The following is a 22,291-nucleotide window of genomic DNA, read 5'->3' as shown; positions in this document are numbered from 1 at the left end:
CCAGTTTCCGGGTCGGCGATCACGGGCCCTCCGCCACGCGCGGCACACACACAAACGGTGCCGCCCGCACGGGTGTGCGGGCGGCACCGGATGCCGAGGCTGGGGCGGGTGCGCGCTAGCGCCTGGCCGCCGGCGGCGCCGGCTGAGCGAGCGCCGCGACCTGTTCGCGCAATGCGTCGATCGCCGCGGTGTCCACGCGCCCGCCGCGCCACAGGGCAAGCGGATCGGCGAGCAGGAGCTCCTGCAGCCGCTGCCACTGCTCCGCGGCGGCCGCGGCGTCGGCAGAAGGTGGCAGCTCGTCCAGCTGCGCACCGATCCGCTTCAGCCGCTCGCCGGCCTCGTTCCAGACCGTCTCGGCGGCGCTCACCACCTCGGCCGTACGCGCGAACAGCTCCTGCATCCGGGTAACCGCCTCGGCCGGAGTGAGCCGGATCTCGCGCCGGTCGGTGATGTGCCGCTCGGCCAGCGGCGGCGGGGCGCCGCTCAGCACCACCGACGCGCCGGTCAGCAGGCTTTCCGCACGCTCCAGGTCCGCCGCCGGGGAACGGTGGCCGCCGCCGAGCGCCTGCACCGCCGCGTCCACGGCGAGCGAGTACGCGGTGAACAGGTCCCACAGCGTGGTCAGGTCCGCCGTGGCGGCGTCCCAGCGCTGCCGGGTGCCGCCGGTCAGCTCGGAGCCGGCGAGCAACTGCCGGCCGAAGCTGCGTTCCAGGTCGACCAGGTTGGCGCGGATCGCGTCGCGGTCGGCCACGGCCTCCGCCGCGGCGGCGTGGTCCGGCGGTACCGTCGCCTCCGGAACGGCCGCGGGCCGGCCCGCGATCCGCGGCTTGCCGCCCGATGCCGCCCTGCCGCCGGCCCGGCGCAGCCGCCGGTCGGCCCAGGCGGCGATCGGCTGCTCCAGCAGGTAGAAGCTGAGCGTCGCCAACAGCAGGGAGCCGGCGAAGGTGACCAGTTCAAGCTCCCAGAAGCCGACCTTGCCGTACATCTCCCGGATCGGCCTGGTGTCGCCGCTGATGATGCTGCCCGGTTGCAGGTAGAAGTGCATCACCGCGAAGTGCCACAGGTAGATGCCGTAGGAGACCCGCCCGACGAACGCCAGCGGCCGCAGGCCGAGGACGGCGTTCACCAGCGTCGGCCGCGCGCCGGGGGCGATCAGTGGCACGGTCGCCAGGAAACCGAACATCGCCACCATCAGGTAGGTCACCAGCAGGCCGCTCACCGAGTAGATGGCATCCATACCGATGACGCTGAACGGCCGGGCGCAGTTGACCAGGTACACCACGACGGCGCCGAGCCAGAACAGGTACGGCCGCGCCACCGCGACGCGGAACACCTTCGGCGTGTCGCCCGGCGACACCGAGGAGAGCGCCAGCATGACGGCCAGTCCCATGCCGATACCGATGGTGGGTGCGAAGCCCTGCGGCCACCAGAAGACAATCCGGTTGTCCCAGCCGTTGGCCTTGACGAAGAACAGCCACGCGAGGCCGATCCCGATGAGGACCGGCACCGGCAGCATCAGGCGCCGGGCCCGCTGGAGGGGGGTCGCGCCGCGGGCCGCGAACCGGTGCACCGCCCAGGCGATCAGCGGCAGGGCCAGGTACCACTGCACCATGCTGGGCACGGTCCAGGTGATCTCCATGCCGTTCATGAGCTTGGGGGTGAACGGGCTCGGCAGGTACACCTGCAGCAGCAGGAACGGCCGCAGGAAGAACCAGACGCCGTCGATCGCGCCCCGGTTGAGCGCGAGCATCGCCACCAGGCACATCGCGTAGTAGGCCGGCAGCAGCCGCATCAGGCGGCGCACGAAGCCGGCGCCCTGCGGTGGCCGGCGGGTGCCGCTGATGATGGCCTTGGCCAGCGGCAGGTAGAGGAACATCGCCGGCAGCACGAAGAAGACGCCGATGAACGACGGCAGCCCACTGACGAAGAACCCGCCGAGGAAGTTGCTGGGTGGCCGGGGCGGATCCAGCGCCTTCGTGCCCAGCAGTCCGGAGAACATTCCAACGTGGACGGTCATCAGGCCGGCGGCGGCCAGGCCGCGGATGCCGTCGATCGCCGCCGTTCTGTTCGTCGCGCGGCCTCCGGCCGCCACCATCTCGCCGCCGGCGGTACTCACGATCGTCGTCCTTTCCATCGCCGCACCCCTTGCCGTGTGTCAGCTGATAGCGGACTTGAAGAACCCGATCGTCGCCCGGACCTGCGGCTCGTCGAAGAACTGGACCACCCTCTTGAACTCGGGCACGTGCTCGTCGAGCAGCCGCTTGACCACGCGCAGCTCCGCGGAGTTGATGCTGAGCGTCTGGGTGCCGTCCTCGTTATCGCTGATCTTGGGCATGGTGACGCCTCTCTCGTCGATCCGGCCGCTGTCGGTCTTGAGAGTCGCCCCGGGCGGGGACGCCCCGCATCCTTGAAAGTGCGGATCCGCCGGCCCGTCCGCGCCGGAGTACGGCAACGTGGAAGATGTGACCGCCGCGGCCGGCCACAAAGATGGGCACGACGACCACGTCCTGCCGTCCCGCGAGGTCACCCGGAGGAGAGCGGATGAGAGTCCTGTTCGTCCCGCATGCCAACAAGGCGCACCTGCACATCATGCTGCCGCTGGCGTGGGCGTTGCGCACGGCCGGCCACGACGTCCTCGTCGCGAGCAAGCCGGACCTCGCCGACGCCGTGATGGCGGTGGGCTTCACCCCGGCGATCGTGGGCGAGGTGATGAACCCGAACCCCGGTTTCTACCCCGGCCACGTCCCCGCGCCGCCGCCCGCGATGCCGTCTGGACAGCGGCAGGAGATGCCGCGCCAGGAGGACTTCGCGCGCGACGACCCGGCGGACCGGCTCGCCCGCGCGACCTGGGGATTCGGCCTGTTCTCGACGCCGTCGCTGATCGCCGGCCTCATCGGCCTGATCCGGGACTGGCGCGCCGACCTGGTCATCTGGGACCAGATGGTCTACGCCGCGCCGGTCGCCGCCAAGGTGTGCGGGGTCGCACAGGCCCGGATGATGATGGGCCCCGACGGCATCACCCAGCTCCGCGCCGCCGTACGGGACGGCGAGGATGCCCTGCGCGACTGGCTGGAACCGATCCTCCTGGCCCAGGGCAGCGAGTTCGGCGAGGACGTCGCGGTCGGCGACTGGACGATCGAGCCGATGCCGCCGTGGCAGTGGCGCCCCGCCGGGCCGCTCTTCGTGCCGGTACGGATGATCCCGTTCAACCCGCCGGCGCCGCTGCCGGACTGGCTCTCCGAGCCGCAGCAGGGCGATCGGGTATGTCTCACGCTCGGAGCGTCGCACCGGGACGGACGCGGCGCCGAGGCGTCCGCCGCCGATATGTTGCGAGCCATGGGCGAGATCGACGCCGAGGTCATTGCCACCTTCAACGCCAAGCAGCTCGCATCGGTGGACAAGATCCCCGGCAATGTACGCGTGGTGGACTTCGTGCCGCTGGCCGCCCTGCTGCCGAGCTGCTCGGCCGTCATCCACCACGGCGGGGCGGGCACCTTCGCCACCGCGGTCGAGTCCGCCGTGCCGCAGCTCATCATTCCCGGCACGCACTGGGGGTTCCAGTGGTGGGGGCCGCTCGGGCACGCCAACGGCTTGCAGGACCAGGGTGCCGGGCTGTTCGTCGCCGACGCGGATCACCTGAGCGTGGACGCGCTCGTCGAAGATGTCCGCCGGGTGCTCGAGGACCCCGCGTTCCGGGGCAACGCGCGGCGCCTGCGCCTGGAGTCGGTCGCCGTGCCGGCGCCCAACGACGTGGTCCCGGTGCTGGAGAGGCTGACCCGCGAGGCGCGGGACCTGCGTGACACCCCGGCGGTGCGGGCGTGATCGAGCACATCGACATCCCGACACCGGCCGGCACGTTCGACGGGCTCGCCGCGGGCCCCCGGGGCGGCCGGGGGGTGCTGCTGCTGCACGGATTCCCGCAGGGCGCGATCGAGTGGGAGCGGCAACTGGACGCGCTCGGCGCGGCCGGATACCGGGCCGTGGCACCCAACCAGCGCGGCTACACCCCCGGCGTGCGCCCCGCCGATGTCGCCGGCTACGCGATGGACGAACTGGTCGCCGACGCGCTGCGGATCGCCGACGCGCTGGGCTGGGTGCGGTTCGACGTCGTCGGCCACGACTGGGGCGCGGCGATCGCCTGGGTCCTGGCCGACCTGCACGCCGACCGGCTGCGCACCCTGACCGCGGTCTCCATACCGCATCCCGCGCCGTTCGCGGAGGCGCTGCGCCACGACGAGGACCAGCGGCGCCGCTCGGCGTACCTCGAGATGTTCCGGCAGCCGGGCGCCGCGGAGCAGCTGATGCTCGCCGACGGCGGCGCAGGCCTGCGGCGCATGCTCGCGCAGGCAGTGCCGGAGGCGAGCGTCGACGAGTACGTGGCGCGGATGTCCGAGCCCGGCGCGTTCACCGCGGCGCTCAACTGGTATCGCGCCACCCGCCCGGACGAGGTCGAGGCCGGGCCGATCTCGGTGCCCACCCTGTACGTCTGGGGCGACCAGGACGTCGGCGTCGGCGCGGCGGCCGCGCTGGGCACCGAGTCGTGGGTGACCGGGCCGTACCGCTTCGAGGCGCTCACCGGCATCTCGCACTGGGTACCCGAACAAGCCAGTGAGCGGCTCGCCGAGGAACTGCTCTCGCACCTGGGTCAGCACGCGGGATAGCCGCGGGAGAGGATCACGATGACGCAGGACATGACGCCGGTCGCGCTGGCGGGACCCGAGCACGAGCCGTTCGGCTTCCCCATGCAGCGCGACTGCCCGTTCCATCCGCCGGCGCGGTACGAGACGCTGCGCGCCGAGCGGCCGATCGTGCCCGTGCGGGTGCCCGACGGGCAGGTGGCCTGGCTGGTCACCCGCTACGCGGACGTGCGGGCCTTGCTCACCGATCCGCGGGTCAGCTCGGACCGCACCCACCCCAATCTGCCACTCACCGAATCGGTCACCCCGCAGACCCGGCGCAACATCGCCGAGGTCGGCAGATCGCTGATCGGGCTGGACCGCGCGGAGCACGGCCCGCAGCGGCGGATGCTGATCACCGAGTTCACCCTGCGGCGGGCCCAGGAGCTGCGCCCGCACATCCAGCAGACGGTGGACCGGGCGATCGACGCGATGCTGGCCGGGCCGCAGCCGGCCGATCTGGTCGACGCGCTGGCCGTGCCGGTGCCGTCCGCGACCGTCACCAAGCTGCTCGGCATGCCCTACGAGGACCGCGAGCTGATCGAGCGCGCCGCGAACGCACAGCTGCGGCAGTCGGTCCCGGCCCAGGAGCGGCAGGAGACCAGCGCGGAGCTGCACGCTTACGTGGACCGGCTGATCAGCGCCAAGGAGGCGAACCCGACCGACGACGTGCTCGGCCGGCTGATCCGGCGCAACCGGCAGACGCCGCTGTTCGACCACGAGATGCTGGTGGGCCTGACGATGCTGCTCCTGGTGGCCGGATTCGAGACCACCGCCAGCATGATCGCGCTCGGCTCGGCGTGGCTCCTGTCGAACGAGCGGGAGCGGGCGGCGATCGTGGCCGACCCGGCGGCGGCCGGCCCCGCCGTCGAGGAGCTGCTGCGATACTTCAGCGTCGTCGACGCCCTGCCCCGGATCGCCACCGACGACATCGAGATCGGCGGGGTGCGCATCCGCGCCGGAGACGGGATCCTGATCTCGTTCGCCTCGGCGAACTGGGACGACGCGGCGTTCGCCGACGCGGCGACCGTCGACATCGGGCGCAACGCGCGCCACCACGTGGCCTTCGGCTACGGAATCCACCAGTGCATCGGCCAGAACCTCGCCCGCGAGGAACTCCAGATCGTCTTCCGCACGCTGTTCACCCGCGTGCCGACGCTACGGCTCGTCGGCGACGTCGCCGGCCTGCCGTTCAAGAACGACTCCAACATCTACGGCGTCGACCGGGTACCGGTCACCTGGTGATCGGCGAGGAGACCCGATGCGACTGGAGATCGACCGGGAGCTGTGCGTCGGCTCCGGGATGTGCGCGCTGTCCGCGCCGGAACTGTTCGACCAGAGCCCGGACGACGGGAGGGTCCTGCTGCTCGTCGACCGCCGGGATCCGCAGGCCACGCAGCTGCTCGCCGCGGCGGCCGATCTGTGCCCGTCCGGCGCGCTGTCGCTGGCCGACGACTAGAGGGGACGGTGTGCGATGACCACACTGGAGGGGCGGGTCGCCGTGGTCACCGGCGCGGGACGCGGCATCGGGCAGGCGATCTGCCTGGGGCTGGCCGCGCGCGGGGCTTCGGTGGTCGCCGTCGACCTGGTCGAGCCCCGGGAGACGGTCGAGGCCGCCCAGGAGCTCGGCGGCAAGGCGCTCGGGCTGGTCGCCGACGTCTCCGACGCCGGCAACGTCGCCCGCGTCGGCCGCGAGATCGCCGATCGCGTCGGGGGCTGCGACATCCTGGTCAACAACGCCGGCATCTACCCGGCGAAGAACATCTTCGACCTCGACTTCGCGGCCTGGCGGCGAGTGCTGGCGGTCAACCTCGACTCGCAGTTCCTGATGACCAAGGCCGTCGTCGACCACATGCGCCGGGCCGGCTGGGGCCGGATCGTCAACCTCACGTCGAACACCATCGGCCTGGCCATGGGCGGGATGACGCACTACATGGCGAGCAAGATGGGGGTCGTCGGGTTCACCCGGGCCCTGGCCAGCGACGTCGCCCGCTACGGCATCACGGTCAACGCGGTCGGGCCCACCCTCACCCGCACGCCCGGGCTGTCCGAGAGCGGCGTCAACGCCGACGCGCAGCAGTTCGTCGCCTCGCTGCAGGCGATCCGGCGGCAGGGCGAGCCGGAGGACGTCGTCGGCCTGGTGGCCTTCCTGGCCGGCGAGGAGGCGCGCTTCATCACGGGTCAGACCATCATGGCCGACGGCGGTCTCGTCCGGCTCTGACCGCACCCGCGCTCATGTCGAAATCACCGGCTCAGCTTCGACAAACAGCAGGGGAGGTCGCGACCATGAGCGAAGGGAGCTGGAGCGTGCGGGCAAACGGCGTGTGGCTGTGTGTGGAGACCTTCGGCGAGGCACGCGACCCCGCGATCCTGCTGATCGGCGGGGCCACGGCCGACATGGAGTGGATCGACCGGGCACTATGCCAGCGCCTCGCCGACGGTGGCCGGTTCGTCATCCGCTACGACCACCGCGACACCGGTGACTCCACCAAGTACGAGCTGGGCAACCCGCAGTACGGCTTCGACGAGATGGTCGCCGACGCGGCCGCGCTGCTCGAAGCGATCGCGGTGCCCCGGGCGCACATCGCCGGCATGTCGATGGGCGGGGCGATCGCCCAGCGCCTCGCGCTGGACTACGACCACCTCGTCGAGACGCTCACCCTCATCTCCACCAGCCCAGCCCTGCGCCCGTGCGCGCCGCCCTATCCCGATCTGCCGGCGATGTCACCGGAGCTGGCAGAGCTGTTCAGCGGACCCGACGCCGCGCCCGGCCACAACCATTGGATGATTGACCCCGGCGAGGACTACCGCGCCCGGCTGCGGCACATCGCGGCGCCGGCGCTGGTCATCCACGGCATGCGGGATCCGCTCTTCCCGCCCGGGCACGGTGCGGCGCTGGCCCGGGAGATTCCCGGCTCGCGGCTGCTGCTGCTCGACGGGGTCGGCCACGAGATGGCCCCGCCGGAGCGCTGGGACGAGGTGATCCAGGCCATGCTGCGGCATACCGCGGACGCCGCGACCGGCGCCTGAGCCAAGCACATCCAGCCGTACGGAAGGGCTCCACCGCGCGGTGGAGCCCTTCCGTACGGGTCATGGCTTGGGCACTGCGAAGAGCGTGGGGAACTTCATGGTGAGCAGCCGGTCGCCCGAGGTCCTCAGCTTGCCCCGCATGACCATCGCGACCGGGTGGGCGTTGCCGGTGACGATCTGGAGGAATTCCACGATGCCGGTGCTCAGCGCCAGGTCGGGTTCGTGCTGCGGCCGCGGCGACACCCGCACCACGGCGTCGGCGACGACGAGCTCGTAGACGTCCTCGCCGCCGTCGGGCCGGCCGCCGATGCGCCAGTGGATGACGGCCCGCATCGCGCCGGCGCGAGCGGACCGGAACACACCGGGCATCCGCTCGAAGATCATGTCGAGGACGCCGGTCCGGGCCGGGCCGGCGACCAGCCGCCGCAGCTCGTCGGCGGACAGGCGCTTGACCAGCCGGGCGAACTCCAGCTCATCGAGGGTCGTGGGGTCGGTTTCGGTGGGTTCCGCGGTCATCGGACTCCCTTCAGGTGATCGTGTGGTTGCCGCCCGAGCGTTCGCGTCCCACGGCAGTCACCGCACGGCCTGGACGGTCATCGGCAGCCCGCCCCGAATCCGCAGCGACAGCATCGGCTCCGGCACGACGCGGTAGCCGGGCACCGTGGTGAGCCGGACGTCACGGGCCAGCAGCGCGGTGACGAACACGGCCTCCATCATCCCGAGATGGTTGCCGACACAGAACCGTGGCCCGGCGCCGAAGGGGATGTAGGCGTACCGCGGACGCCCGGTCTGACGGTCCGGGTCGAACCGCTGCGGGTCGAAGCGGTCCGGCTCCGGCCAGAACCGCGCGTCCCGGTGCAGCACGTAGGGCGAGACGAGCACGTCCGCGCCAGCCGGCACGTGGTAGCCGCCCACCTCGTCGGCGTCGATCGCCTGCCGCGGCAGCAGCCACACCGGAGGGTAGAGCCGCATCGTCTCCTCCACCACCATGGAGGCGAACCGCAGCCGGTGCAGGTCCTCGTAGGCCGGCAGGCCGTCGCCGAGCACCTCGACGGCCTCGGCGTGCAGCCGCTCCCAGGCCGCCGGGTTGCGGTCGAGCAGGTGCAGCATCCAGCCGAGGGTGCTCGCGGTCGTCTCGTGCCCGGCCAGCAGCAGGGTCACCAGCTCGTCGCGCAGCCGCATCCGTCCGGTGCCCGGGTCGGGCTCCTGCCCGGCCGAGACGACGAGCCGGGACAGCACGTCGTCGCGGCCGCCGGTGCCGCCCCGGCTCGCCGCGGCAAGCTGGTCGACGACCCGCTGGAGGTGCTTGCGCGCCCGGCGGAAGCGCAGCTGGTGCGGCAGCGGGATCCACATCGGCACCGCGCTGAGCGAGGCCAGCTCGAACATGGCCTGGTCCTGCACCGCGGCGAACGACTCGCCGAGATCGTCGAAGGCGCCCAGATCCGTGTCGAGCAGGGTGCGGCCGAGGACGCCGAGCGTCAACTGGGTCAGCTCGGTGACGACGTTGACCGGCCCGGCGCCGGCGTGGGAGCGCAGCCGCGCGACGAACTTGGCCGCCTCCTGCGCCACCGCCTCCGCCTGCGCGGCGATCCGCCGGCTCTGGAACGCCGGCTGGATCACCTTGCGTTGCTTGCGCCACAGCTCGCCCTCGCTGGTGAGCAGCCCGTCGCCGAGGGCCCGGCGCGCGTGCACGAGCCCGATGCCCTTGCGGTAGTTCGCGGCGTTGTCGGCCAGCACGCGCCTGGCGTGGTCGGGATGGTTGAAGCAGTACAGCGCCTTGTGCCCGACGGGCAGCCAGGCCGCGTCGCCGTACTTGGCCGCCGCCGACGTCAGCATGCCCAGCCGGTCCCGGCTCATGATCACCAGCTCGTTGAGCGCCGCCGCCCGGGACGGCCCGGGCGGCCTGCGCCGGCTCGGCCGGTTGCCACGCGTCGCGGACATCGGACCCTCCTTGTCGAAGTGTGGAAACTAGCGCCTGCTTCATAACTGAGGCGGGGCTGCGGCGGGCCCAGATTCCGCCTGGCGGCGTCCCGCGCAAGCCCGGTTACAACACCGGTAGCCTGGCTCCCGCGGGCCACCACCAGACGAAATCTGGACTCCGCCTCGCTCCCGCCCCAGTCATGAAACAGGCGCTAGGCGGCGAGCGTGTGGAACTGGCCGTGCAGGAACACCAGGACGTCCTCCGCGCAGCGGCGCAGGCTCAGCAGCCGGCCGATGAAGATGCTGTGGTCGCCGCCGTCGTAGGTTTGCCACACCTCGCACTCCAGGTGCGCGGCGGCGCCGGCGATGAGCGGCGCGCCGGTGGCCGCACCGGGCAGCCAGTCCACGACCTGGAACTGCTCACTCCCCAGCGGCCGGCGGCGGTCGGCGAAGTGCCGGGCGACCGGCTCCTGGCTGGCCGCGAGCACCGAGACGGCGAACAGGGGGCACTGCGTGAGTGCGTCGTGCATGATGGCATCACGCTGCACGCACAGCAGCACCAGCGGAGGCTGCAGCGACACGGCCGCGAACGAGTTCGCGGTCATGCCGTGCGGTGTCGCGCCGCCGACCGTCACCACCGTCACCCCGGTCGCGAACACACCGAAGGCGCGCCGCAACTGCTGGGTATCGATCACGTCGAGCGCCGATTCGGATTGCATGTCCACAGTGGCCTCCTGTCGCCCGGCGGCTTCAGGCCGCCATTGCCCGGCGGTACGGCTCGAGCGCCCGGACCAGCGGCTCGGGCACCAGCGCCGGCACGGTGTTGGTGTTCGGGCCGCGCATGCACGCGACCCGCTGCGCCCCGCGGGCGACGAGCAGCTCGCCGCCGTCGGGGTCGAGCCGCAGGTAGTCGAAGCCGAACTCGATCTGGGTCTGTGCGAGCTCGACGAGCCGCATCCGGATCGACAGTTCGTCGAAGGCGGTGATCTCGGCGAAGAACTCGCACCCGACCCGGAGCGTGAACAACTTGAGGTCGTCCTGCAGGTCGGCCAGCAGCTGCGGCGCCCGTTCCTTGAGGAACAGCTCCCGGCAGCGGCCCTGCCAGCGCAGGTAGTTGACGTAGTAGACGTTGCCGACGAGGTTGGTCTCCTCGAACCCGACCGTGTGCCGGTATTCGAAGTACGGCGTCATGCTCAACGCCCTCCTTCCGTGAGGACAGCGAAGACGACCGGCTCGGCGACGCCGCGCACGGTCGTGGCGAACACGGCGACCCGAAGCGACCCGGAGGAGAAGACGGTCCAGCCGATGCGCTGCTGCGGTCGCAGCACCAGCGGCGCCGAGGTCGGGCGGCCGGCCTTCTGCAGGCACTCGATCGCGGCCCAGACCCGGGCCGCGGCCGTGTCCGCCGGCTCGCCGGCCACCGTGGCGACCAGGTCGGCCAGGCTGTGATGCGAGCCGAGCATCTGCGCCCACTGCTGCGCCGGGCGACCGGTCACGACCTGCACGTCGCAGCCCAGCACCCCGGGCGCCACCGCTGCCAGCGTGAGCCCGGCGCCGTGCGAGGCGGACAGTGTGCGGTCGCCGTCGAGCTCCGGGCGGCCGTCGGGGCGGTACTGGATCGTGGCCGGGTGGCCCAGGGCCCTCGTCGCGGCCAGCGCCGTGCGGGCCCGCCGCGCCGCGACGTGGTCCGTGGCAGCGCCGGCGTCAGGCTCGTCGGGCTCAACGGCGATCGCCACCCGGACGCCGAGCAGTTCGTCGACGGACCGTTCGAGGTAGGGGCCGAGCAGCGGGGCGACCCACGGGCCGGCGCCGTCGGTGCGCCGCACGGCCCGCAGCCGTAGCCCGAGCCACCGTTCGACGATCTCCCCGGCGGGCGTTCGCAGCACGATGTCGTAGACGTACTCGTCGCCGTCCCGGCTGCGCTCGGTGGCGCAGTAGCGGAACATCCCGGTGCCGACGAGGCGGTCGCCGGCCGGCTCGACCCGCTCAATCCCGGCCGGCAGCAGCGTCCCGTCCGGCACGCAGACCTGGTTGCCGTGCATGAGCGCGTCACGAACACCGGGATCGCCCAGCAGCAGCCCGCCCGGCAGATACGGCGCGAACCAGCCGGCCGTGCCGAGCGCCTCGACGTCGGCGTCCACGTCGCGGGCGGCGGCGCGGTGGTAGCCCCGCAGGCGCTGGAAGCGCGCGCCCTGGAACAGGGTACCGCCGTAGAGGTCGGCGGCCGGGTCCAGCGGCACCGGCGGTACCGACGGCGGGGCCTGCGCCGGATCATCCGCGCCGTGCTCGGCGTGGCCGGCGTAGCGCAGCCGCGCCCGGAAGTGCTCGGCGGCGAAGCTGGTCTCGGCGCTGTGGATGACCACGTCGACCGTCTCGTCGTCGCGGACGAGCGCGGCGACGCGCACGGTGGTGCTGCCGTCGACCGGCACCACGATCGGGCGCAGGAACTCCGCCTGCTCGATCACCGGTGCCGTGGTGCGGGCGGTCGCCGCGCCGGCCACCTGGGCCATCGCCTCCATCCCGAACACCGCCGGGAACAGCAGGTTGCCGTCGAGCTCGTGGTCGGCGAGGTAGGGGTCGGTGCCGGCGTTGAGCTCGATCTCGGCGACCAGCTCGACGCCGTGGTAGCGCACCAGCGGCCGCTCGACGAAGCGCAGCAGCGGCAGCGGCGGCTGGTCGTAGCGCACCGTGTGGATCCCCTCGGTCCGGCCGCTGATCACCACGACCGGGGGCGCGTCCGGGTCCGACAGCAGCCGCCATAGCATCCGCACGCCCTGGTCCGGCGTGATCGGCGTGATGCCGTCGCGGGACAGTGCCGAGACCACCGACAGGCGCTCGCCCATACCGACCCCGGCCCAGACCGACCACTCCATGCACAGCGTGCGGCAGTTGGGGTGCTTGCGCCCCAGTTCCTCGGTGAGGTCGACGAGCCACTCGTTGGCCGTGGCGTAGTGCGCCTCGCCGCGCAGCCCGGCCCGGCCGATGATGCTGCCGAGCGTGACGAGCAGCCGCAGCTGGGCGGGCTCGACCGCGTCGATGACGTGGCGCAGGCCGTCGATCTTCGGCGCCATGGTCTCCCGGACGGTGGCCATGCTCACGCTGGTGACGGCGGCCGGCTCGTTGCGGCCGGCGCCGTGCAGGATCACGGTGACCGGTCCCAGTTCGCCGGTGAGCTCCTCGATCGCGGCGCGCACCCGCTGCGGGTCGGTGACGTCGGCCCGCGCGTACCGCGCGACGACACCGGCGTCGGCGATGCGGCCCAGGTTGCCGGCAAGCTCCCGGTCCTGCTCGGGGTCGGAGCGGCCGATCAGGGCCAGGCGGGCGCCGCTGCGCACGGCGAGGCTCAGCGCGCACTCGGTGGTGATGCCCTTGCCGCCGCCGGTCACCAGGATCACGTCGCCGGCCGAGAGCGGCTCCTGCGGCCGGGCCGGTTCGACCGGCAGCACGCGCAGTGTCGGCACCCGCCGCACGCCCTCGGCGTCGTAGCGCACCTCCGACATCGCCGTCGTCGCGGCGACCTCCGTGACGACCCAGTCGACCGCCTCCGGTACCCCCGGCACGTCGACGACCGTGGTGCGCAGGTGCGGTGCCTCCAGGTGCAGCGTCTTGGCCAGGCCGGCGGCGCCGCGGCCGCGCTGGACGAGCACGAACCGGTCGATGCCCTCGCCGGCCAGCGCCGCCCGGGCGCCGGCCAGCGCCAGCTCCAGCTTCTCCTCAGGGCACTCGTCGGGCAGGCAGACCAGCACCCCGGAGCCGACGCCGGCCCGCTCCAGTGCGCGGCGCAGCGGCTCGGCCAGCGGGTGTCCCCCATCGGCGAAAGCGTGCCAGCGCCCGGAGGCCCCCGGTGCCGGCCGGGCCGGGACCGGCAGTTCGTCGAGGTCGACCGACCAGGCCCGGACCCAGTCGCCGACGCCGCCGACCAGGTCCGGCACCGCGGCGTCGGCCGGGCGGCCGGTCCGGCCGATCTCGTCGAGGGCGGTCGCCAGCTCCTGGACCGTAGCGGTGGCGAAGTTCACCGGCGTCTGCGCCGGCGGTACCCCGATCTCCTGGGCGACCTGGTTGACCACCTGGCCGACCGTGATCGAGCTCAGGTGCAGATCGTCGAGCAGCCGGCTGCCCTCGTGGACCAGCTCCACCGGCAGCTCGGCCCGCTGCGCGGCGAGCCGGCGCAGCAGCTGCAGGGTCGACTCGCCGTCGTTCGCCGCGGCGGCACCCCCGATCGTGACCGGGGCTACCGGGGCCACCGGCAGGGCCGAGGCCGCCGGTGTCGCGGCGGCGCGGGCCGGCAGCGGCAGGATCGGAGCGGACTCGCAGGGGCTGGCGAAGAACCGGAACTCGGCGCCGATCTGCAGCGGGCGGATGAGCCGCCCGTGGAACAGCGCCGGGTCGATGTCGGCCGCGCCGACGACGAACGCGGCGGCGACCACCCGCAGCAGCCCGGCCAGCGACTCGTCGTCCGTGTCCAGCGCGACCGCCGGGAGCCCGGTCGCCTCCGCCGCCAGCCCGCTGAGCACCCGGCCCGGGCCGACCTCCACGAACAGGTCGACGTCGCCTACCGCGGCGGCCAGCGCCTGCGCGAACTGCACCGGCTCGGTGATCTGCGTGCGCAGCAGCTCGACGAGGTCCGTGCCGGCGTCGAGCTCGCGGCCGGTGACGGTGGAGACGACGCGGCGGCGGACCGGGCCGAACCGGTCGCCGTCGAGCACGGCGGCGAACGCGTCGGCCGCGTCGGCGACCAGCGGCGAGTGGAAGGCGTGGGAGACGTTCAGACGGGTCGCCGTGTGCCCGGCGCGGGCCGCGGCGGCGCAGACCGCGTCGATCGCGTCGACGGGGCCGGCGACCACTGTCTGCTGTGGGCCGTTGTAGCCGGCGACCACGACGGGCAGGTCCGCGAGGATCTCCCGGACCGCATCCGGGCCGGCGGCGATGCCGGCCATCGTGCCGGAGGCGCTGTGCCGCGCCATCGTCTGGCCGCGCAGCGCCGCGGTGCGCAGGAGGGTCTCCTCGTCGAACGCGCCGGCCCAGTGCAGCGCGGCGAGCTCGCCAAGGCTGTGCCCGACGGCGACGGCCGCCTCGATGCCCAGCGCGGAGAGGGTGCGCATGCCGGCGATGGCGCCGGTCACGATCCGCGGCTGGGCGACCTCGGTGGCGACCGCATCGGCGCCGGTGGGCAGGGCTGCCTTGGCGTACACCTCCTCGGCCTCGGCGAAGCGGCGCCGCAGCGCACCCCCGGTGACGCCGCGCCCGGAGCCCTGGCCGGGGAACAGGAAGCCGACGCGGGCCGGGCCCCGGCGCAAGCCGAGGAACGCTCGGCCGTCGGGACCGAACCAGCCTGAGCGACCCTCGTCGATGGCGGCCATGACGGCACGCGCCTGCCGTTCGGCGTGCTCCGGCGAGGAGGCGATCACGGCGGCCCGCCACGGCCGGTCCGCCAGCTCCCGGTGCAGTGTGGCGGCCAAGTCGCCAAGCTCCGCGTAGGCGACCGTGGCCACGAACGTCGCCAGGCGCTCCAGCCGCTCGCGCAGTTCCGGCGCGGAGTCCGCGTCGACGGCGAGCAGCTCGACGTCCTGCAGCGATGAGCTCAGCGCCCGCAACCGGGTGTCGAAGCGTACCCGGCGGCGCGGCTCGGGGTTCTCCAGCACGATGTGCGTGTTGATGCCGCCGAAGCCCATCGCGGTGATCCCGGCCCGGATCGGCCCCTCGGCCGGCCACGGCTCGGCCTTGCGCAGCATGCGCAGCGGCGCACCGGGCTCGGCGAGGACCTCGTGCGCGTCGAAGCAGCCGAGCGTCGGCGGGAGCACCTCGTGGTGCACCGCCATCGACGCCTTGATGAGCCCGGCGACGCCGGCCGCGGCCTTGGTGTGCCCGATCATCGCCTTGATCGAGCCGATGGCGGCGGGCGGGGCGGACGGGTCGTCGTCGGCGCGGGCCTGGGCGAGCGCGGTCAGCTCGGTGGTGTCGCCGACCTTCGTACCCGTGCCGTGGCCCTCGAACAGCGCGACGCTGCCGATGTTGAACTCGGCCCGGTCGTAGGCCCGCTGCAGGGCCAGCCGGTAGCCACCGATCTCCGGGCGGGTGATGCCGCCCTTGCCGTCGGAGGAGATGCCCCAGCCGGCGACCGTCGCGTAGACGCGGTGCCCGCCGCGACGGGCCTCATCCTCACGCATCAGCACGACCATGCCGCAGCCCTCGCCGGGCCAGAACCCGTTCGACGCCCGGTCGTAGACGCGCATCTCGCCGGTGGCCAGGGCGCCGGTCTTGGCGAACCCGATGATCTCGAACGGATCGATGGAAAGGTCGACGCCGCCGGCGATGGCCACGTCGAGCTCGCCGTCGATGAGCGCGTTGCACGCCGTGGCAACCGACAGCAGCGACGAGGAGCAGGCGCCGTCGACCGTGTAGCCGCCGCCCTTGAGGTCGAAGTGGTTGCAGATCCGCCCGGCGATGGTGTTGGACAGCCCACCGGCGAGCGTGTCCTCGTCGACCGCGGGGAACGGCGCCTTGAACGTGTCCTCGAAGGTGGTCAGGAACGTGGCGAGCTGGTCGTCGTCCCAGTCCTGGGCCTTCAACGCCGACGCGACGAGCCGGCGGACGTAGGGCCAGCGCAGCCGCAGCTGGTTGGCGCGCGAGAACTCGCCGGTCAGGGTGTTGCCCACCACGACACCGGTCCGCTGCCGCGGCAGGCCCTCGCCCATGGGGAAGCCGGCGTCGGCCAGGGCCTTCGCGGCCATGTCCAGCGCCAGCCAGTGGGTGAGGTCCGTCGAGCGGTACGTGCTGCCCGCGACCTTGTAGGCGATCCGGTCGAACTCGTAACCCTCGATGACCGCCGCATTGCGCGCGTAGAAGCGGTCCGGCGTGCTCGGATCCGCGTCCCAGTAGTCGTCCAGCCGCATCCGCACGTCCGGCAGGCGCCGGAACGCGCGCCGCCCGGCAAGCGCGTTCTCCCACAGTTCCTTCGGTGAGGCGGCATCCGGATAACGGCATGCCATCCCCACCACGGCGATCCTCGTCATGTCTACGGTCCGACCTCTCGTCAAACGGATGCGTCCAAGTCAGTTGTCCGCATGGCCGCGGAAGGCGTCGCTGATGCGGCGGCGCCACACGGCGTACGCGGGTTCGGCGCCGTCGCGCAGGCCCGGCAGTGCCTCGTCGGTGACCTTCGCGGCCGCGGCGGCCGGCATGCCGCAGAAGACCTCGGCCGCCAGTTCGTTGTGCGGCATCACGAGGGCCGCCCTCACCCGGGCCGCGCAGGCGAACGCCGCGCCCTGCGCGAGCTGCGGTCGATACCTCCCGGCCACGTGCCACAGGCGCTCCAGCCCGGCGCGGCTCGCGCCGCCGGCGTAGGTGGCGGCGAGCCCGATCCCGCTGAACAGGTCGGCGCGCCGATCCTCGGCGAAGCGCTGGAGAAGCCGGTCCACGAGGTCCGGGTCGGCGCCGGCGACGAACCAGGTGGCCCGGCCGACGCCTTGGTCGATCACGTGCGGTGCGTAGCCGGCCGGGTCGCCGACCGGCCATGGGAAGCCGCGGTGGCGGTACTGCTCGTGCACGTACCGGCGGGTCCGGAAGTACGCCTGGTGGAAGCCGTAGCCGTCGAGCACCAGCCAGCGCAGCAGCGGATCCGGTGCATGCAGGGCGGACCAGCGCATCCGCGGCACACGGGCCATCGCCCAGCCGACGCCGACGTAGACCATGTAGACATGGTTGGCGGCGCGGCCCCGCAGGAACTCCTCGACGTGGCGGCGACCGCCGACCGGCAGAGCGTCGCGCACCGCGAGCGCCATCGCCGCGCCCTCGTAGGAGAACCCGCGAAACTCGGCTGGCACCCGCTCCAGCTCGGTCTCGGCGTCGCGAGGGCGGCCCGCCTGTGCGGCGGCGCCGTATCCGGCCAGGAACGAGCGGCCGACGGTCTCTAGGCGTTCGGTGGTCTCGGTCGAACTGGTGTGGAAGCCCCGCACGTCGACACGGGTCTCGGACACGTCCGGGGTCAGCAAGCGGCGGCGGAGCCTACCCAACGCACTCATGCACATCTCCCTGTGAGAACCGGGCCCGGACTCGCGCGCGCCAGGCCTCGTAGTCGGGCTGACCGTCCACCTCGGACGGTCCGAAGCCGTTCGCCGCGACGTCGTCGGCGAGCTTGGCGGCGGTCTCCACGTCGAAGCCTGTGAAGACTGCCGTCGCCATCTCGGTGTGCGCCGGGACGAACCCGGCGAAGGCGCGAGCCTTCGCCGCGAAGACGGCGCCCTGCGCGACGTCGCCGTGGTATCCGGCGGCGGCCCGGCGCAGCGTTCGCAGGCCCTCCGCGTCGCTGCCGCCGGCGAAGGTGGCGGCGAGCGCGACGCCGCTCCACAGGTCCGCGCGGCGGTCCCGGGCGAAGCGCTCGACCGCCGCGGCGACGGCCGTCACCTCACCGCCGTGGATGAACCACAGCGCCCGGCCGATGCCCTGGTCGGCGGCGCGCGGGAAGTAGTCGGCCCGCCCCCGCCACGGGTAGGCGGGCAGCCGCTCCTGACGGGTCACCCAGCGGTCGGTCTCGAAGTAGGCCCGGTCGAAGCCGTAGCCGTCGACGGCCAGCCAGCTCATCGTCGGGTAGTACGGGGTCCCGGTCAGGTCGGGCAGCACGTTGCGCCACAGCGGGCGCGGCAGCCGGGCCATGGCGAAACCTATGCCGATGTACGTGAGGAACGTGTGCGGCACGGCCGGTCCGCGCAGCAGGTCCCGCGCCCGGTGGCCGCGTCCGCCCGCCATCGCGTCCCGCACCGTCAGCGCCATCGTGGCGCCCTCGTAGGCGAAGCCGCGCTGCTCCGGCTCGATCAGCGCCAGCCGGCTCTCCAGCTCCGGCTGGGTGCGGCACTCGATGCCCCACTCGAAGCCGCAGACGACTGCCTGCGGCACCGCCTCCAGCCGCCGCGTGGCGTCGGTCGGCCGGACCGGGAAGCCGCGCCCGGCGAACGAGATCGCGGTGAAGCTCGGTGTCAGGACGAGACGGCGGAGGGAGCCAAGGGTGGTCGGCATCGCATGGATTCCTTCTCCAGTACGGGCGCCGGGCCGGACGGATACTCCGGGGAACCCAGCGACGTGCGTCATCACATCGTGCTGTCTCGCGGCGGCGGGCCGCGTCTTCTCAAGTGCGCTGTGCCGTGCCCGCCCGGCCACCGGGCAGCACCGGGATCCGGGCACCGACCCGGGACGCGGCCGCGAAGGCGGCCCACCCGGCGGCCTCGATGAGCGTGGCATCGTCCGGGTGGTGCCGGCGGAACTCGCCAATCACGTCGTCGCCGACCTGGTGCGAGGCGAGCGCGGTCAGCAGAGCCAGGCGCGCGGCGGCACGGTCGGCCGGCGGCAGCCCGGCGACCAGGTCTTCGCACTCGGTCAGGTCCGGGCCGAACTCCTCGCCGCGCCAGCTGTTCAGCCGCCCGGACACCAGGGCCCGCACCTGCGGGCTGAGCGACCGGTCCCCCGCCGCGTCGAACGCCGCCGCCGCCGCGCCGATGGCCGCGGCGACCACCGGACTGCCGGCCGCCCACTCGGCGTCCGGCGGCAGCGGGGCGGCCGGCAGCAGGGACAGCGAGCGACCCACCGGCCGCGGGTCGCGCAGCGTCGGGCGCAGCACCCGGCTCACCCCCCGTTTGAGGCGGCGCCGGGCGCGCGGGCCGAGACCGGGCGGCAGCAGGAAGTTGGCGAGGAACACGTTCACCAGGCGGGTCACGTAGTGCTGGCCGACGACCAGGCCGACGAGCTCGGCCCGCGCCGCGGCGGAGAGCCCGTCCGGCGGGGGCGGCCCGTTGCCGGCCTCGTGCGCGTCGCGGGCCCACATGGTCAATGCCCGGTGCCGCGGGTCGGCCACGTCCCCGGCGCGGTCGGCCGCGATGGCCTCGGCCTCGTGCTCGGTGGCCAGGTCGTAGAGGCTGACGCTGTGCATGTCCACGCAGTACGGGCAGATGTTGGCCACCGCCACCGCCGTGGCCACCGCCTCCTTCAGGCCGCGGTCGAGGGCACCGTCGGCCAGCAGCGGCTCGCGCAGCAGCATCCAGTAGGCCGCGAGCAGCGGAGGCGACGGCGAGTGCAGCTGCGCAGGCGGCACCACCAGCCGCATCTCGTCGGCAACCTGCGTGTAGACCCGGGCGACCAGCCCGGTCGCGGCCGTCACCGGAACCGGGCTGACGTGCCTGACCTGTCGCTGAACCACCGATGCGGCGACCCGAGCGGCAACCATCGATCCCTCCCCGACTTGGCGGCAGACGCCTGCCAGTATTCGGGCACGCCGTGGTCCCGCCACCGTTTGCAGCCATGGTCCGCACGGCAGAAGAAGCCGCCGGCGCCCATGTGGCCAAGCGCAATGCGGAAGATGCGAGCGCTCCCTGGCGCCCGGACGATGGTCGCAATTGCCGATCGGACCGGAAGATCGCCGGGCCGCTGGCCCGGGTGCCCGGCGCGGACGAACTACGACGGACAGGAGGCGCCCGGTGCAACCGGAGACGTTGGACCCGTACGCAGAGAGAACGATGACGATCGAGGCCTATGCCGACACGATCGTGCCCGGCGCGAAGCGCTCAGCCGACGACCGCGTCGTCGCCGGGGCGGCCGACGGCGCCGGCGCGGTGGAGGCGGGCGCCGTCGAACTGCTGGAGCAGCCGGGCGGCGGCCTCGCCGACGCGCTCGACGCGCTGGCGTTCTCGCTCAACGAGCACGCGCAGGCGTATGCCGAGGAGTGCGGGCTGACGCTCGCCGCCGACCTGCCGCCGTTCGTCGCACTGCCGTTCGCCGACCGCACGGCGCTCGTGCTGCGGCTCACCACGCCCGGGCATCCGGAGCACCAGATGTGGGTGGGCCTGGCGCTGTTCAGCAACATGGCGTACGACAGCGCCGCGCACATGCACACCGCGGACGCGCTCAGGGGCGGACACCCGGGGCTACGCGACCTGGGCTACTTCGGCCCGCGCGACGACGGGCTGTGGGGCTTTCCTCGGTATTCGTACGGCCGTCCCCTGGCGCCGCTGCACCCGGCGACCACCGCGACGGGCAGCCCGGCATGAGCGCCGTCGAGACCACCGACGTCCTCGTCATCGGCAGCGGCTTCGGTGGGGCCATCGCCGCGTACCACCTGGCGGCCGGCGGTGCCAAGGTTGTCGTGCTGGAGCGGGGACCGTGGCTGAACGCCGACGAGTTCGACCACGACTTCAAGCTCGGCTCGTCGTACACGCGCGTCTTCGACTTCGTGGTGGGCGACGGCATCAGCGTCCTCGGCGGCAACTGCGTCGGCGGCGGCAGCGTCGTGTACTTCGCGACGATGCCCCGCGCGCCGCGGTTCGTCTTCGAGCGCCGCGGCAGCATCGGCCGGCGGGTGTGGCCGGCCTCGATCAGCCGGGACACGCTCGACCCGTGGTACGACCGGGTGGCCGAGTCGCTGCCGGTGACCCGCTCGTCGTGGGACAAGGTGCCCTACGCCGGCGGGCTGTGGGCGGCGGCCTGCGCGCACGCCGGGCGCACCGCCAACCCGGTGCCGTCGGCCATCGACGTCGGGCTGTGCACGAACTGCAACTGGATGATGGCCGGGTGCAAGTTCGACGCGAAGCGCTCGCTGCTGCTCAACTACCTGCCGGCGGCGCTCGCTCACGGGGCGCAGATCCGGCCGATGCACGAGGTGCAGCACCTTTCGCGCACCGACTCCGGCGGCTACCGCGTGCACTACCGCATCGTGGACGACGAGGACTACCGGGTCCTGCACGACGGCGGCAGCATCGACGCGAAGCTCGTCATCCTGGCCGCCGGCGCGGGCGCCACGCCGGTGATCCTCCAGCGCTCCGAGCCGGAGCTCGGCCCGATGCCGCACGCCGTCGGCCGTTACTTCTCCGGCAACGGCGAGCGGCTCAACACCGCGGTCTTCGACGAGGACCGGGTGCGGGAGGTGCTCGGCCTGGACCGCGGCGATGGTCGCGCCTACTCGGCGTACCAGATCGGCCGGGGACCGGTCGTGGCCAGCTGGGACCGGCTGGATCCCGGCCTGCCGGAGTTCGAGCGGTTCTCCCTGGAGCAGTTGTACTTCCCGCCGGGTCTGGGCACCATCCTCGCCCAGGTGCCCGACGCCACCGGACCCACCTGGTTCGGCGTGGAGAAGAAGGAGCTGGTGCGGCGGTGGCAGTCCTGGCTGACCATCTTCATCATGTCCGAGGATGACAACGAGGGCGTCTTCGGGCCGCCGCCGGCGACCGGCAATGCGCATCGGCTGTCCCAGCAGATGCTGGGCAACGGGCCGTTGCGCTACCGCCCGACGGCGAACACCCAGCGCGGCTGGGCGCTCGCCGACGCCGAGATCAAGGACATCCTGGAGCGCGACGGGCTGGCCCGGGTGATGCCGTGGACGAACGATCTCGTCGGGGCGTACACCGTGCACCCGCTGGCCTCCTGCCGCGTCGGTGACGACCCGCAAACCTCGGCGCTCGACGACACGCACGAGCTGCGCGGGCACCCGGGCATCTTCGTCACCGACGGCTCGGCGGTGCCCACCGCGCTCACGGTCAACCCGGCGCTGACCATCTCGGCCCTGGCCGAACGCGCGATGCCGGGCATCGTCCGCGCCGCGCGGGAGCGCGGCATCTCCGTCACCTACGGCGCGCCGCTGCCCGTCCAGCCCGTTACCTCGGGAGCCTGATCCGCACCGGCCGGCG

18 protein-coding genes are annotated in these 22,291 nt (G+C 73.1%); 8 read left to right on the top strand and 10 right to left on the bottom strand.

What is annotated here, in order from left to right:
• Nucleotides 1–115: 115 nt before the first annotated feature.
• A complete protein-coding gene (locus tag ABT297_RS30080; RefSeq protein ID WP_350555724.1) occupies nt 116–2,116 on the bottom strand; it encodes an acyltransferase family protein in 2,001 nt (666 codons plus the stop codon).
• A gap of 39 nt (nt 2,117–2,155) precedes the next feature.
• Nucleotides 2,156–2,335: a hypothetical protein gene (locus ABT297_RS30075; protein ID WP_350555722.1), complete on the bottom strand. Its 180-nt coding sequence runs from the start codon at nt 2,333–2,335 to the stop codon at nt 2,156–2,158.
• 206 nt (nt 2,336–2,541) lie between these two features.
• Between ABT297_RS30075 and ABT297_RS30070 the strand changes: the two genes are divergently transcribed.
• The 6 genes from ABT297_RS30070 to ABT297_RS30045 all read left to right on the top strand — a co-directional run bounded on the left by ABT297_RS30070 (nt 2,542) and on the right by ABT297_RS30045 (nt 7,706).
• A complete protein-coding gene (locus ABT297_RS30070; protein ID WP_350555720.1) occupies nt 2,542–3,822 on the top strand; it encodes a nucleotide disphospho-sugar-binding domain-containing protein in 1,281 nt (426 codons plus the stop codon).
• Nucleotides 3,819–4,661: an alpha/beta fold hydrolase gene (locus tag ABT297_RS30065; protein WP_350555718.1), complete on the top strand. Its 843-nt coding sequence runs from the start codon at nt 3,819–3,821 to the stop codon at nt 4,659–4,661. The genes ABT297_RS30070 and ABT297_RS30065 overlap by 4 nt, the downstream gene beginning before the upstream one ends.
• A gap of 18 nt (nt 4,662–4,679) precedes the next feature.
• Nucleotides 4,680–5,921, top strand: a complete 1,242-nt coding sequence (locus tag ABT297_RS30060; RefSeq protein ID WP_350555716.1) for a cytochrome P450 — start codon at nt 4,680–4,682, stop codon at nt 5,919–5,921.
• 16 nt (nt 5,922–5,937) lie between these two features.
• The gene (locus ABT297_RS30055) at nt 5,938–6,135 is read left to right on the top strand and encodes a ferredoxin (protein ID WP_350555714.1); all 198 of its coding nucleotides are present in this window, start codon (nt 5,938–5,940) and stop codon (nt 6,133–6,135) included.
• A 15-nt stretch (nt 6,136–6,150) separates the two neighbouring features.
• Nucleotides 6,151–6,897 carry an SDR family NAD(P)-dependent oxidoreductase gene (locus ABT297_RS30050; RefSeq protein WP_350555712.1) on the top strand — a complete coding sequence of 249 codons (747 nt, stop codon included), beginning with the start codon at nt 6,151–6,153 and terminating at the stop codon, nt 6,895–6,897.
• 65 nt (nt 6,898–6,962) lie between these two features.
• Nucleotides 6,963–7,706 carry an alpha/beta fold hydrolase gene (locus ABT297_RS30045; protein WP_350555710.1) on the top strand — a complete coding sequence of 248 codons (744 nt, stop codon included), beginning with the start codon at nt 6,963–6,965 and terminating at the stop codon, nt 7,704–7,706.
• A 60-nt stretch (nt 7,707–7,766) separates the two neighbouring features.
• Here ABT297_RS30045 and ABT297_RS30040 read toward each other — a convergent pair whose 3' ends face one another.
• From ABT297_RS30040 to ABT297_RS30005, 8 genes are all read right to left on the bottom strand, one after another.
• Nucleotides 7,767–8,222: an SCP2 sterol-binding domain-containing protein gene (locus tag ABT297_RS30040; protein ID WP_350555708.1), complete on the bottom strand. Its 456-nt coding sequence runs from the start codon at nt 8,220–8,222 to the stop codon at nt 7,767–7,769.
• A 57-nt stretch (nt 8,223–8,279) separates the two neighbouring features.
• Entirely contained in the window at nt 8,280–9,647 is a 1,368-nt protein-coding gene (locus tag ABT297_RS30035) for a cytochrome P450 (RefSeq protein ID WP_350555706.1), read from the bottom strand.
• A gap of 191 nt (nt 9,648–9,838) precedes the next feature.
• Complete coding sequence (locus ABT297_RS30030) at nt 9,839–10,345, bottom strand: flavin reductase family protein (protein WP_350555737.1); 507 nt, start codon at nt 10,343–10,345, stop codon at nt 9,839–9,841.
• A gap of 31 nt (nt 10,346–10,376) precedes the next feature.
• Nucleotides 10,377–10,817 (bottom strand): acyl-CoA thioesterase, encoded by a 441-nt coding sequence (locus tag ABT297_RS30025; RefSeq protein WP_350555704.1) that lies wholly within the window; start codon nt 10,815–10,817, stop codon nt 10,377–10,379.
• A gap of 2 nt (nt 10,818–10,819) precedes the next feature.
• Nucleotides 10,820–16,639, bottom strand: a complete 5,820-nt coding sequence (locus ABT297_RS30020; RefSeq protein ID WP_350555702.1) for a type I polyketide synthase — start codon at nt 16,637–16,639, stop codon at nt 10,820–10,822.
• A gap of 39 nt (nt 16,640–16,678) precedes the next feature.
• Nucleotides 16,679–17,647, bottom strand: a complete 969-nt coding sequence (locus ABT297_RS30015; RefSeq protein ID WP_350555700.1) for a DUF1702 family protein — start codon at nt 17,645–17,647, stop codon at nt 16,679–16,681.
• Nucleotides 17,631–18,638, bottom strand: a complete 1,008-nt coding sequence (locus ABT297_RS30010; RefSeq protein ID WP_350555698.1) for a DUF1702 family protein — start codon at nt 18,636–18,638, stop codon at nt 17,631–17,633. The genes ABT297_RS30015 and ABT297_RS30010 overlap by 17 nt, the downstream gene beginning before the upstream one ends.
• A gap of 109 nt (nt 18,639–18,747) precedes the next feature.
• On the bottom strand, nt 18,748–19,773 hold the full coding sequence (locus ABT297_RS30005; RefSeq protein WP_350555696.1) for a carboxymuconolactone decarboxylase family protein: 1,026 nt from the start codon (nt 19,771–19,773) through the stop codon (nt 18,748–18,750).
• 355 nt (nt 19,774–20,128) lie between these two features.
• Between ABT297_RS30005 and ABT297_RS30000 the strand changes: the two genes are divergently transcribed.
• Nucleotides 20,129–20,659 (top strand): DUF5987 family protein, encoded by a 531-nt coding sequence (locus ABT297_RS30000; RefSeq protein ID WP_350555694.1) that lies wholly within the window; start codon nt 20,129–20,131, stop codon nt 20,657–20,659.
• A complete protein-coding gene (locus tag ABT297_RS29995; protein WP_350555692.1) occupies nt 20,656–22,275 on the top strand; it encodes an FAD-dependent oxidoreductase in 1,620 nt (539 codons plus the stop codon). The genes ABT297_RS30000 and ABT297_RS29995 overlap by 4 nt, the downstream gene beginning before the upstream one ends.
• Nucleotides 22,276–22,291: the final 16 nt, after the last annotated feature.

The organism is Dactylosporangium sp. NPDC000555, assembly GCF_040300025.1.
Taxonomy (GTDB): Bacteria; Actinomycetota; Actinomycetes; order Mycobacteriales; family Micromonosporaceae; genus Dactylosporangium.
The sequence above is the reverse complement of the archived record's forward strand: the minus strand, read 5'-3'. Positions and strand labels throughout refer to the sequence as shown.